This window comes from Bradyrhizobium sp. CW1, assembly GCF_023100665.1.
Classification (GTDB): Bacteria; Pseudomonadota; Alphaproteobacteria; order Rhizobiales; family Xanthobacteraceae; genus Bradyrhizobium; species Bradyrhizobium canariense_D.
In genome coordinates, this window is sequence record NZ_CP064684.1 from 6,242,618 (window position 1) to 6,255,748 (window position 13,131).

The 13,131-nt window shown below is 56.5% G+C and carries 12 protein-coding genes; 4 read left to right on the top strand and 8 right to left on the bottom strand.

Translation table 11 applies throughout. From position 1 onward, the window contains the following. Positions 1-10: 10 nt before the first annotated feature. The 3 genes from IVB54_RS30285 (at position 11) to IVB54_RS30295 (ending at position 3,595) form a co-directional block, all read left to right on the top strand. On the top strand, positions 11-1,303 hold the full coding sequence (locus tag IVB54_RS30285) for a hypothetical protein (RefSeq protein ID WP_247766802.1): 1,293 nt from the start codon (positions 11-13) through the stop codon (positions 1,301-1,303). 52 nt (positions 1,304-1,355) lie between these two features. Further along, positions 1,356-2,156: a glycosyltransferase family 2 protein gene (locus IVB54_RS30290; RefSeq protein ID WP_247766803.1), complete on the top strand. Its 801-nt coding sequence runs from the start codon at positions 1,356-1,358 to the stop codon at positions 2,154-2,156. A gap of 98 nt (positions 2,157-2,254) precedes the next feature. After that, positions 2,255-3,595, top strand: coding sequence for an oligosaccharide repeat unit polymerase (locus IVB54_RS30295; protein WP_247766804.1), 1,341 nt, complete (start codon positions 2,255-2,257; stop codon positions 3,593-3,595). A gap of 119 nt (positions 3,596-3,714) precedes the next feature. Here the strand turns inward: IVB54_RS30295 and IVB54_RS30300 are convergent, their stop codons facing one another. The 4 genes from IVB54_RS30300 to IVB54_RS30315 are packed head-to-tail and all read right to left on the bottom strand — an operon-like array spanning position 3,715 to position 8,494. Continuing rightward, a complete protein-coding gene (locus IVB54_RS30300; RefSeq protein WP_247776590.1) occupies positions 3,715-5,007 on the bottom strand; it encodes a right-handed parallel beta-helix repeat-containing protein in 1,293 nt (430 codons plus the stop codon). A gap of 50 nt (positions 5,008-5,057) precedes the next feature. Continuing rightward, a complete protein-coding gene (locus tag IVB54_RS30305; RefSeq protein ID WP_247766806.1) occupies positions 5,058-5,453 on the bottom strand; it encodes a hypothetical protein in 396 nt (131 codons plus the stop codon). Next, positions 5,444-6,196 carry a hypothetical protein gene (locus IVB54_RS30310; protein ID WP_247776591.1) on the bottom strand — a complete coding sequence of 251 codons (753 nt, stop codon included), beginning with the start codon at positions 6,194-6,196 and terminating at the stop codon, positions 5,444-5,446. Before IVB54_RS30310 ends, IVB54_RS30305 begins: the two co-directional genes overlap by 10 nt. Before the next feature lie 42 nt (positions 6,197-6,238). Further along, positions 6,239-8,494, bottom strand: a complete 2,256-nt coding sequence (locus IVB54_RS30315; RefSeq protein ID WP_247766808.1) for a polysaccharide biosynthesis tyrosine autokinase — start codon at positions 8,492-8,494, stop codon at positions 6,239-6,241. An 81-nt stretch (positions 8,495-8,575) separates the two neighbouring features. Between IVB54_RS30315 and IVB54_RS30320 the strand changes: the two genes are divergently transcribed. Continuing rightward, positions 8,576-8,725, top strand: a complete 150-nt coding sequence (locus tag IVB54_RS30320; protein ID WP_247766809.1) for a hypothetical protein — start codon at positions 8,576-8,578, stop codon at positions 8,723-8,725. Positions 8,726-8,760: 35 nt separating this feature from the next. On the opposite strand, the gene IVB54_RS30325 is transcribed toward IVB54_RS30320, so the two are convergent. From IVB54_RS30325 to IVB54_RS30340, 4 genes are all read right to left on the bottom strand, one after another. Continuing rightward, positions 8,761-9,384, bottom strand: coding sequence for a hypothetical protein (locus tag IVB54_RS30325; RefSeq protein WP_247766810.1), 624 nt, complete (start codon positions 9,382-9,384; stop codon positions 8,761-8,763). Positions 9,385-9,523: 139 nt separating this feature from the next. Then, positions 9,524-11,011 (bottom strand): O-antigen ligase family protein, encoded by a 1,488-nt coding sequence (locus IVB54_RS30330; RefSeq protein ID WP_247375387.1) that lies wholly within the window; start codon positions 11,009-11,011, stop codon positions 9,524-9,526. Positions 11,012-11,039: 28 nt separating this feature from the next. Then, on the bottom strand, positions 11,040-11,558 hold the full coding sequence (locus tag IVB54_RS30335; RefSeq protein WP_247375389.1) for a hypothetical protein: 519 nt from the start codon (positions 11,556-11,558) through the stop codon (positions 11,040-11,042). A 217-nt stretch (positions 11,559-11,775) separates the two neighbouring features. Beyond that, entirely contained in the window at positions 11,776-12,978 is a 1,203-nt protein-coding gene (locus IVB54_RS30340; protein WP_247397777.1) for a polysaccharide biosynthesis/export family protein, read from the bottom strand. Positions 12,979-13,131: the final 153 nt, after the last annotated feature.

Here is a 13,131-nt window from a genome sequence, read left to right on the forward strand (position 1 = left end):
AGGTCGACAGATGACCAGACAGCGCCTTGTTCGAGCAATCGCATCGGCCGTAATCGCCCTCACCACAAAAGGGCAATCACTCCTCTTTCTTCTTGCGCTTCTCGCTTACGGCGGCCAATCGGATATTGTTCGTTTTGGCCAGTATACGTCCATGCAAATGCTGATCGGATACGTACTATTCTTCAGCACCGCATTCGCGCACGGCCGGCTCATCTTTACTGGCAAAGAGACTCGCGAATACCGATACATTCCAGTTACAGCCTCCGTACTGTCTCTTCAGTGTATCATACTCCTTCTGATCAGCTTGATCGTCCACGTGCTTTGCAATCCGATGAGCATCGCCGCAAATCTGCTTAGCGTTTCCATCGCCTGCTCGATAATTCTCTATCTCGCATCGGAGCATTTCGTAACAACCGCGAGGTCCGTAGACAATTCCTACTACCTCGGCATGACCGGCGTGATCCGCCTTTTGTCGGCTGGCGGTCTATTTGGAGTTGGATATTTCACCAGGTCCATCACCTTTGACCAATTTTTGTTTTCCATCTCGACAGCGTCGCTATTGGTTAGCGTAATAGGGTACATCGTGTTTAGAGACAAATATCAACTCTTCTCTGGAGCTCGACATTTCTGGATTGACTCGAGATTCGCATTTGGAGCGATGGCATTCTCCCTGCAATTCTCGCTCCTGCCTCTTTGCGTCTGGATACAAAATCTCTCTGGTCGACTAATCGTTAGTCCACAGGCGTCATCAGCCCCCGGCTACACAGTGTATTCGTTCGCCGCAGCCAACGCTTCAATTGTGACATTGATCGTATTCGATTCAATGCGATCGAGCATATACAATATCTCGAGCGATCACATTCCAGATCAGTGGCTGAGAGTATTCCGGATGACCACTCTAGTTAGCGCTTTGAACTTCGCGCTTTACGGCTTGGTGATAGTAGGAGCGGTCCACCTTTACACGCAAACGCACGATCTACACTTTGACGCACGCTGGTACACACTGCTCTCGCTGTCGATTGCCCTAACTTTTCTCTCCGGTGTGAGCGAGTGGCTTTGCGTCTCGGTTGGCACGTTGAAGATTCTCAATCTGGCGATGACCTTCTCGACAATTCTTTTCGGACTCCATTTACTCATGCAGCGGACGCTTGCATCAAACGACATCGAAACGGCCCTAATAACTTCGTCTATTTCTTCGAGTCTGTTATTTTCCTGCATCTGCATTGCAGGAAATCTTTCTATTGTGCGACGATTGGTAGCTGCCTCGCTTGGACCGACGCCAGGAGCAGGTGGGCTGCGATGACTCCGGATATTCGACACAGCCGATGTAAAGCCGATCTGCGAGCGAGCCCACAATGAACGACCATCCGACAGCAATCGTAATCCTTACAAGAAACGAAGAGATCAATATCGGAAAATGCATCCAACATCATCAGCAGCACTGTGACGTTTACGTAATAGACTCTGAAAGCACAGATCGCACGAAGGAGATTGCCGAATCCCTGGGAGCGAAAGTTATAGAAAGAACATGGAGCGGGTTCGCCGACCAACGAAATTTCGCACTCGACACGCTCGGCCCTACGTATGAGTGGCTGATATTCATCGATGCAGATGAAATGTTTGACGCGGCAGTTTTTGATTTCGTGAAAAGCCGGGCCTACCCCTCCGAGAGCGATGTAATTTACGTTTCTCAAACGATTTACCTGAATGGCAAGCCGCTACGATATGCACCCGGTTATCCGATATACCATCCTCGCATCGCGAGAACTTCGCGCGCGCGATTCTCTCAGAATCAATCCGGGCATGGCGAAATGATCGACGCGACAAAGGATCTGAAGACTTACCACCTCGACATTCCGTACAAGCATTTCATTACTAGCCACGGAGTTGACCAATGGCTTGTTAAGCACATCTCGCTCGCAAGACTTGAAGCAAGCCAAGTTAAACAGGTGAATGAAGCGACTACCGCTCGAATGCGCTTGAGCTTGCTTATACCCGATAATATTCTTAGGCCACTCATCCGGTTCGCCTATCACTACATGATAAAGGGAGGATTCCGGGACGGCCGCGAGGGATTGGTCTTTTCCGTCATGTATATGTGGTTCGAACTCTCGAAATGGATAATTCGGACCGAACGACGATACTCTCAGCACTAACGCGCCCAACGACGTCGACTAGTTCGCAATAGTAGCAAGGCTTTGTTTCAAGCGCTCACGCCTGGGACCGACAAGTCAATCGAAAAGGAAGAACTCAGTTGCTGACGCTGCTGGTAAATCTATCGACCGTAGCGATACTTGGACCGGTCGTTATTAGAAGTTTTGGTGCGATCAGTTATCAGGTCTTTGTTTTTGCATTGCTTACCATCGGGTTGCCGATAAGAAGCTTGGTTCTACATATTGACATGAATCAATTTTTGCTCGGGGGAGCACTTATATCGAGCGACGACCTAGAGTTTGCAGATGCGATTGGTGCCGCCAGTATTTTTGGCTACACTCTTGTAATCCTCGCATTGAAGCAGCGTCGGCGCCCACACCCCGATGGGACGACAACCAATTTATTCAAACACAACCAACTACTCCTGTTTTCTCTCGCACTGTTAATTCTTGTCGCCCAAATCACCTTGTCGCTGAATTATTCCTCGGGCGATCTAAGTTCATTGGAGGTACTGTCTCAACGGAGCATCGTTTCGGGAAGTGCAATCGTCCTCGCGATAAATTTGTCGCCCATCGTGTTGACGCTCGTAATCGCCAACATATTGGTCTCCTCCAGGTCTGGAAGTCATGTTGCCGTCGTAGGCGCATGGCTCCTCCTCTTCATAGCGCTTGGTTGGCTTGCGCTGCTATCGGGCCGGGCTACTGCTGCCATTGCGCTTTGGTCGCTTATCCTCGCAATGAAGTATATTGGCAAGGCGAAGGTAAATGCACTGCACGTTAGCTCGGCAGGAGTTCTAGTGGCGCTTGTCACGATCGCTGGGCTTGCGCTGAGAAAGGCGAGTCAACAAAATATAGACGTTACCGCCTCCGTTGCCTTGTCTTTGGGCGACGTGCTCAATTCCTTGTCTGAGGCGTTGCCGTCAGTAGATCACTTTCTCGTTGGCATTCTCTATTATACGAGGTCCGGGTTCGATTTCGGAGCGCATATTTTGGATGCGCTGGTAATTCTCGTTCCACGCGACATCTGGCCGGATAAGCCAATTCTAATGCCGCAGAAGATTGCTACCGCGCTGACACGGTATGACAAATCCGGGCTACCTGCGGGCTTTCTGGGTGAAGGATATATTGCAGCGGGAATTGTTGGAACAGCCCTATCGACCGCAATACTGGGATTCTTTGCTCATTTTTTCCAGCGGGTTCTCGAAAGAGTTCAGGGTCGCAATATGATTGTTGCGACTTGGGCGATTGTTATTATGTCGTCTATACTCGCTGAGTATGTGCGAGTGGGACCACAGGGAGCCTTGTCAACTTTGATTATTGATCTTGGTCTGTTTCCGATCGTCTATCTTGCAGCGAAGCTCACACCAAAGAGACCGCTGCGGAAGAACGTTGGATATTTTCCGCAGGCCAATTCGTCGGGCGAAACACACGGCTTGTCGTGAGGCGGCCTGCGGATTGACTTGACCAGCTGTGGAGGGCGCATTGGAAATGCAGGCCAGGATTTTAGGTACCGAGTTGTCGGCGGCGATGAGATCACGACACGCGCCATACGGCCGTTGTCTTATTTGTCGTAGCCAACCACGTAGTTATCTGAGAACTTCACGTCTTCGGCACCGATCATGATGAAGGCCGCAACCTCTGCCCCGTGGTCGGAATTATTAACCAATAAATTATCAGAAATAGCAACGTTCGCGGGCGCCAGATATCCCCTTCCGCGGAACCGCTCGCCCACCGACACCACGATCCCATTTCTGTTGCGAGAATAAATAGCGTTACTTCGAATCTGCACATCGTCGGCGAACGGCCCGGCTAGGTAGCTCGAATCTCCACCAGAATTTCGATTTCCAACAACGATGGCACAGTTGTAGTACTTGTCCCGGCTATAATCAGAGCGCACAACATCGACAATTGTGTTGTTCTCGATCACTATTCGTTGGTTGGTCTCCTGCCTGTTATTTGTATCTGTGATGATCGCAATTCCGTGTTTTGAGGCGCCGATGATGACATTATTGTAGACTTGGATGCCTTCTGATCCGTAGATGCCAATGCCACCGCCCTGCGGACCTTGCCGCTCGCAAAAATTGTGGTGAATAACAATTTCGGACGGTGTGCGCTTTCCTTTCTGGTCCACCTGCGATCCGACGGCGATGCAATCGTCGCCGTTAAACTGAAAATGGTTATGACTAATCTCCCCGCGAGTCAGGCTGGTTCCTGACGCTTGACTGCCCTGATTTGACGCCTGAATGCCATCGGCGACGCTGTGCAGAATGCGATTACGAGTCAGCCTAAAGTCAGAGACATTCCGTAGGAAGACACCATACGAGGCATTTTCGACAACGTTTCCCTCGAAAGTGAACGATCTGACATTCTGCGCGTAAATGAGAGGCCGGGATGTAAGCTTGTATCTCTTTCTGGCGCAGAGAAAGTGCAGTCCCATGACCGAGACGTTCGATATAACGGAAGCCGACGATATGCTGAGGAGCGCAATATCTTCTCCCAGTGAGGCATCCGCCTCCCGATAGACGAGAATAGGAGGAGCGTTCTCGTCCCCCAACAGATGAGTGCCTCCCTTTGTGATCTGCAAGATATCGTTTGATCGGGCGCGAACAACATACGTTCTTCCTGAAGAGAACCTAATTGCGCCTCCTTGAGATAATGCACTTTGAATTGCCTCAGTATCGTCGGTCTCACCATCTCCCTTAGCTCCGAACTCCTCGACATAGCGCACCACTAGCGCGGGAGCGGGAGGGGAAAGGCTTGCGGCTTGCGATGGACGGAGCGCAAATAGCGACATCAATCCCAATAACGTGCGGCGATGGATCTTTAGTTCATGATCAGGGCTTGCGTTGCCCATCCAACGACAAACAAAAGATCGTCTCTCCAAGTAGCCCAACCAACTCCAGTTCATTTTTGATCGACTGAGTAGCGAAATGCCGTCACCTTGGTCATCGTTCCCAAAATTGTGTCCACCCGCTTGTAGGCTTGGACATTGAGAGCATTGCACTGCTGAGTATTGTGATAGCAGACCTTGAGTTTAATTGGCCTCGAGCAGTTGTTCTTCACGCTCACCACGTGGTCAACAATGTCCTTGTTCGCGACGTGAACACGCGCGACCGCCTCGATGTCCAAGCATGGCTTACCTAGCGGGTCCCGCACGATTGATAAGGACGCTTGTTCTGCCGGCCCCTGAAGAGTGAAGCTCGACCTTTTTTGCTCGCTCTGGGCATAACAAGAAGAGGAATAAATCAAGGCGACGATAAGTCCTCCTACTTGAACAACTCTCCAAAACATCATCGCCAAAACCTCTCATCTATACTCACCCCAGGAATGCTTATACTTACAGCCTCATTGGCCAAGCGCTTCGCAAACAAAGTGCGGGGGAGTATATGTATCTGCGAAATACCCTGGAGCAGTCGATTTCGTTGCTGCCATCCGACGCCAACAAAATTGAACACCGCAGCATCAATAAATTCGCTACTAACCAATGCACAAAACTCGGAAACAACTTTAGCCTGCAAAGATTCGTCCAACATTGGAAAGGCAGCCAGCGCCAACCTGTTGCGTCGGATAGCAATCCATCCTTCCATCGGTCCCAGGAAGTATGACGTATCGAGGTAGCTAATCGCTTCCGGATCAAAACCTTCGCTGAGAAGTTGAGTAGAATACAGCGCTAGCCAAAGATAAGCGTCTCCAGGATTAGACGCCAGCGAAGACAATATACTCGCCTTCGCATGAACTTTCTCGGTACCTGCCTCCTGAAGGTCTATACTTCTGATCGACTCCTCGGCAATTCGGATTTTCATGAGCGCTTCTGCGCGCGTTATCTTAGAATACTCGGGAAACCACTTGGCTCGCCCCGTAAATACTGCAAGCGACTCTCGCAGCGCACCCGGCTTAAAGCGATCATCAGCGAGAAGGCGCGCAGTAACTTCGTTCTTAGTTGCCGCCATCCCAAACGGGGGCACCGCGAAGCCAACCCAACTCAAGGAAACAGCACCTAATACGATCAAAAAAGCTCGCGCAAACGTCTTAATATCGCGCATTGTTTCCCTCAATGCTCCGATGTGGGACGCTCTCTGGCGAACCTACTCCACATACCCGTACCGCGCGTAGTATTTTTGATAGTAGTAGCGGCCATGATAAGACTCATATCGAGCAAGGAGCTTTGTATCTGCCTTATTCAGTACCACGCCCAAAAGCTTGTCGTGTATCTCCGGCGCTCCGCGTAGATTATGACGCACGACGTCAATCTTGGTCTTGCCCCATTCCACGACAAAGACATAGGAATCCACGTAGTTTGAGGTAACGCGGACGTCGACCACAGGCGCCATAGGTGGCATGTCAAGTACGACGTAGTCATACTTCGTCCGCAATAGTGCCATCAAATCGCGCATCGGCTTGGACGCTAGGATTTCGTTGGTATGCAGCAACTTCGAAGTGGTGCCGGCGGGCAGGATTGCAAGTTTAGTCTGTGGGTCAACCGTCAGAACATCATCGAGTTTAGCGTGCTGCGCAACGACGTCGACTAGGCCAGCCCTTGCATCCGGCAGCAAGGCGCGGGAGAGCGAGGGATTACGCAAATCGGCGTCGATCAGAATCACGCGCGCGCCGCCATGGGCAATGAGCTGCGCAAGGTTGGTCGAGAGCGTGCTTTTGCCTTCGTTGGGCAGAGTTGAGGTCACCGCCAGCACGCGATTCTCGCGCACGATCGAGTTTAGATCAACCGCAACTTTCAGCGAACGCACCGCCTCTGAAAAGCGCGACAACGGGTTGTCGACGACGTAGCGCAGAAAGTCCGGCTCGGGATTTCTCTTCTTTCGGTCAAGCTTGCTGGGCCACGTCGGAGCCGACAGTTGCGGCCCAAGCGTCGGGAGGATCGCGATGCAGTTCGTGCCGAGCTGCTCCTCGACTTGGCTGGTGGTACGGAAAACCTTGTCGGCGAACTCGCGCGCAATAGCAGCTCCGAGACCCAGCATCAGCCCGCCGAGCAAGCTTACTGCCAAGATAATCAGCGTCCTTGGATAGCTCTTGACTAACGGGGTGGTCGCGGCGCTGATGATCCGAGCCTCGGTGATCGGAAACGACTGCTGCTGCACGCTCTCCATGTAGCGCTGCAGGAAGTTGTCATACATCGCCTGATAGCTCTGCGCGTTGCTTTCGAGCTCGCGGAGCTGCACCTGCGCCTGGTTCGTGAGCTGCGATTCCGAGACGACGTTAGCGAGGCTCGACTTGATCGCTTCCTCCCGCGTGACGGCGATGTCGTAGTCGCTCTTGTAGGATTCCTGGATGCGCCTGAGCTCGTCGATGATGTTCTTCTTGATCTCAGCCATCTGGCGGCGGAGATTGACCGCGGCGAGGTGATCAGAGCCATATTTCATCGCCCAGATAGATTCCTTCGAGGCCATGTCGACATACTGGCCGCGCAGCTTGACGATGGTCTCGTTCTTTAGCGCGTCGGCGACGCTGGCATCTGGAATCTCCTGCTTGAGGATGTCGTTGATGCGATCCATCCGCGCCTTGGCTTCGGCGGTTGAGGCATGCGCCATCACCAGCTGGCTGTTAACCTCGGCAAGCTGCTGCTCGTTCATCAGCCGCCCACCCGTGTCCACGATGTTGTTGGCGGTCTTGAAATCCACTACCGCCTTCTGCGCGGCCGAGGCCTGCGTGCGCAGCTCCTTGATGCGGTCCTGCAGCCAGACGCTGGCGCGGCGAGTGGCCTGGTATTTTGCTTCGAGCTGATCAACGATGTAGGCGTCAGCGACTGCGTTCGCAATCCGAGCGGCTTTCTCCGGATCGCGCGACGTGAAGCCGATTTGCATCACATAGGTGAGACCAAGACGCCTAATCGTTCTGCTGCTCTCAAAACGTTGAAGCGCCTTACGCGTCAGCTCGAATTCGGAGGACTCAATCCCCGAGGTGAATAGGCCAGCAATCGAGCCGACGATCGCTCCGAACAGGCCGCCGCTGCTGCCAGTGAACTCCGGGTCTTCCGTGAGATGTAGGTCGCGGATGACGGCGAGGCTGATGTTCTCGGATTTCAGAATCTCGACCTGAGTTTCAATGGTAGCCGAATCGATCGCGATGTCGCCGAGCACGGATTGCTGCTGGAACAGCTGCACCTTGCGCGTGTCGATCACCATCGAGGCGGTGGAGGTGAACAGCGGCGCGGCGGTGAAGAGATAGAGCAGCGCCAGGATCACGCAGGCCGAGACGATCGCGACCATGGTCGGGAACTGGCGCCTGATAATGTCTAGATAGGAGGTCAGCGTCTGCGACGGAGAGCCGTCGGCCTCGGCGAAATCACGGTTGATCTCCGAAGGCGGCTTGTTCACCTGCAACATCTAGCAATTCCTGAAAATGGATCGATCTGTGTTCTTGGAATCAATGTTCGCCAGAACCTGGCTGCGTCCGGAGCAAGCCGGATGCCAAAGCCCGCGCTGCGCGCAACATTAGCACAACTCTGCCTGCAATTGAACGCGCTCGATGCAGTGCACAGCGGACGTCACGCGACTTTTTGTAGCAAGCTTAACGGCGCAAAAGCAAAGCGGCGCCCGCTGGCGCCGCTGCCGTGATCGTTTCATCGGGCGGCCGAGAGGGCCGGGTCCGGTCAGCGCGGGCTGACGTTGCCGCCAGCGTTGGTCGTGCCGCTGACGCCATTGCTCGCGTTCGGGTTGACCGTCGTCGCATAATGCAGGCCGCCGAAGCTCGGCGCGCCGTTGTTGGAACCACCGGTGTTGCCGGGGTTGCCGGTCGGTCCGCCCGCGCCGGAGCCGCCGCCGCCGCCTGCGCCACCGCCGGCCGCCGCGATCGCGACGTCGCCGGTTGCGGCCTGGTAGGCTGCGATCACGTCGGGGTTGTTGGTGCCGGCGATCGCCGCCTGGATCTCAGTGGCGAAAGCCTGGTCGGCGACCGCGGCCATGCGGGCGAGCTGGGCCAGGCCGGCGGTGATCGCGCGGATCTGGTCCTTGGTCGTCGCGGGGTCCTTGAGGAGCGCGATCAGCGCCGGAACCGTGGTGGGATCAGACGCGCCGAGGTCGCGCACGCGCGAGATCAGCTGCGCACCGGCCGGATATTGCGTCAACAGCGTGCCTGGTGTGGCCTTGAACTCGGAAATGACCGTGGCCGGCAGCTGGCGCTGCGGCGGATAGACGGCAGCGCTTGCGGCGCTCGAAATCGTCGCGGCCAGGGCCGCGCCCGCAGCCATGCGAAGCGCAATCTTGATAACGCTCATAATAAAACCTCCAAAAAACGTCTGCCCACTTTACGTCTCGGGCCCGGGCAAGTGGCTGTGTAGTGTCGGAACCTAGCGGAAGAGCAAATCGCTGTCCACTTATTCTAAAGACTTCGTAAACGGCGCAACTGCTTCAAAACTAGACAGTTTTGTGAAGCGCGCGGGCGCGGCGCAGGCCCCGCGCGGGCCGCGTCTGGCGCCCCTTCTCGTCCGGTGCGGCGATCGCCTCGCCTTGCGCCCGCGCCGGCTCGCGGATGCGGAACGATTGCGCCAGGCCGGCGCCAAAAAGCGCAAAGAACGGAATGGAATAGCCGGGGATCTGGAGCGTGAAGTCCAGGCAGGAATGCAGCAGCGACAGGCTCGCGGTCGCCGCCGCCGCCAGCGGGATGATGGCATCGCGCCGCCGGGCGAACACGCCGCGGCCCAGGATGACGAACATGACCGCCCATGCGGCCGCCACCAAAAGCGCCATGGGGATGCCGACGTCGGAGGCGAGCTCCAGCGGCGTGGAATGCGCGATATCCCAGATTCCGCGAATCGAGATGTTGGGGCTGCGGTAGGGCGGGAAGGCCCATTGGAAGGTGCCCATGCCGGTCCCGAACCAGGGATTGTCGGCGATGATCTGAAGCGTGGATTTCCAGGCCTCGATGCGGCCCTCGTCGACCAGGCCCTGGCTGTCGAACCGGCTGGAGACGCGGCCGCCGAGCAGCTGCATCAGGCCGAGCGCCACCACCACGCCGGAGCCGAGCGAGATCCAGATTCCGGTCCGCGGCGGCAGGTCCTTGCGCAGGAACACCGTGAAGGAGGCGATCATCGCGAGCAGCGACAGGCTGACGCCGGCGCGCGAGCCGGTCATGAACATCGCCATCAGGCAAATCAGAAGCGCTCCGAGATGCGGCAGGATCTGGCGCGGCGGGATCTCGGCCACGTCGCGCGACACGCGCTTCCATTCGACGTGCCGCTCAGGCAAGCGCCGGCGGACATCCTCCAGGATCAAAAGCATCCAGATCACCGCGCAAGACCCGAAATAGGCGGCGGCCGTGTTGCGGTTGATGAAGGTGCCGGTGACGCTGCCCATATAGGCCGTCTTGTCCCGCCACAGGATCATGGTGGGCTCGATCAGGAACGAAGCGACGCCATAAAGCGCGTAAAGGCTGCCGGAGACGGCGATGACCCAAAGCAGACGTCGGGCGCGCTCACGCTCGGCACCGACGGTGATGCCGAGGAGGATCGCCAGAATGTTGGCGAGCGGCGCGCCCAACGCGAAGAACGCCTCGTTCTTGACGATGGATGCCGACGGCGCAATCGGCACCCCTAGGAGATCGGACGCCTGCTTCCAGATCGGGTTGAACGGCGCGATCCAGGGATGATCGGAGAGCTGCTCATGCAGCACGAAGGCGTATCCGGCCACGATCACCCCGATGCCCGCGATCATCCAGAAATGGGGGCGGCGCAAGTCGCGCGTCGGCGCCACGATCAAGGCGAGGCCCAGGCACAGGCACCAGAACGCGATCGAGAGGTCGTTGGTCGAGCCGAACGGGAACGGCGCCCCGGCGACGACGAAGAACAGGATGAAGGTCGCAGGCCAGCTCCACGACCAACGTATACGGGGAAGCGGAAAGCGCATCGTCGGTTAGCCGGCCTTGGCTCTAGCTCTAGAGGAAGCAATCGATCGGATAGATCTTCAGATCCACATTCAAGCGGCTGATCCGGGTCTGCGCCCGGAAGCCGTAGAATAGCCCAAGGTTATCACTCCCCGCGTCCAGTTTTATTCCGGGGGTCAACTCATCCGGCGGGACCAGAAGCCCGATGTGGCGGTTGATGCCGGCTATCTCGATTCGCCCGTCGCCCTCGCCGAAATGTCCCGCGAGCTGGGTCACCGTCACCTTCGGCAGCCCGCGACGCTGATGGCAGACCTCCTCTTCCCATAGCTTGGTCTGCCGAACGAGAGGTTTGCCCGCGCCGTCGGGAACAACAATGTCTGAGAAGTTGGGGTGCAGCATTCCGAAGAAGCGGCTCTCCTTGGCGTTTGCTGAAAGCCGGACGGTGAAGGAGAGCTCGCCCTTGGCCTCGCGCAAGTGCCGAAAAATTGGTGCATCAGGCTCAGCCGAGACCACCACGTCGATCCGGTGGCGGACACCGAGCTGTTGGGTTTCGCCGGCAGCCTTGCCCATCAGAGACGGCCCCGCGATGACGAGAGCCAATAAGCACCGAGCTGCTTGCCGTCCAAAGCACATGAAGACCTTGCAACCTGCGGGGTGACCGATCGGCGGTGAATCTTGCTCGGTGAAGCCTTGATCCACCCCGAACAGAACCGCTGTGATTGCTAAACGAAAATGGCACCGGGACAAAGCCCCGGTGCCATCGCTCTTGGTAGATCAAGTCGGCTGATTACGGCGCCAGCTTGATGTTGTTGCGGAAGATCAGGGCGTTGTTTCCGAGGTTCACCGCATCACTGCCGGTCGCCATGATCACACGCAGGTACTGCAGGAACTTGGCAGTTTCGACATTGCGCGAGTTCGAAACGTAGATGATGTCGCCGTTCTTCATCATGACCTTGGTGCCGAGGAAGAAGCCACCCGGATCGCGGAAGTTCACGTTGAAGATGACCGGGATGGTCTCGGTCGTGTATTTGCTGACGTCGATGCCGAGCTGGGCAGCGACCTCACGCGGCTCGCGGCGATAGAGATACACGGCAGCCGGATCGGCCTGACCGTCGAGAAGACCACCGGCCTTGCCCACGGCTTCGCCGAGGTTGATGCGCCATGCGTCGAAGTTGAACTCGCCGCTCTGGCCGCTGGCGCCGAACGCCAGGAACTTCTGCTGTTCGCGATAGACATAGATGCTGTCGTCGGGACGCACATAGATGTTGTTCTCAGGCGACATGACCAGATTCTCGAACGGAACGGTTGCGCGCCGTCCGCCGCGTTCCAGCATCACCCAGGTCTCGAAGCCCTGGCCTCGGATGCCGCCGGCGCGGGTGATCGCGTCGAGCACCTTGTCCTTCGCGCCCGCAGCGCTCGCCGGATAACGCGCGGGCGCATTGACTTCGCCAAGCACGCTGATGAGCTGGGTCCGCTGCGACGACATCGCCACCACGACCTGCGGCTCGATGGCGCGGTTGGATATCTTTTCAATGATCGCGCGCTGGATCTGAACCGCCGTGAGACCCGCGGCCTTGACCTGACCGGCGTACGGCACGGTGATGAACCCGTCATTGTCCACCGACTGATCCGGAATGGTGACGAAGTTACCGGGCCTGACGCCGGCTTCCGCCGGAATGAACAGACCACCCGCAGCCGCTTCGAAGATGGTCACGCTGACGACGTCGCCGATCCCGAACACAATGCTCGCCGGCGGTCGTTTGTCCGTGAACGCGCCCGCGAGACCCTTGGGTTCATGGGTATGTAGAATGTTCACGGTGGCTGGGTTGAGCGGCACCAACTCGTAAGCCGGCGCACTTTCAGTCTGTATGTGGTTGTTAACGTCGTCCGTTAGCGGGCCGGAGCCTGGATTCGTGGAGCAGGCGCCAAGCGCCAGCGCCACGGCCAAAAACGCGGGCTTCAATAAATAGGTCTTAGCAAAGGAATGCATCAACGCGGCCCCAATCGTCCCAATTACCTCAAAGTGGTACGGGCTAGCGGACGGCGCGACAAGGGTTCCAGGCCGAAACCGATGGTTAACGGCGCAATGAGTCCGCCGGTGTTGCGCCCGCGCCACTACTTTGGAACCCCTGCTAACCCTTTG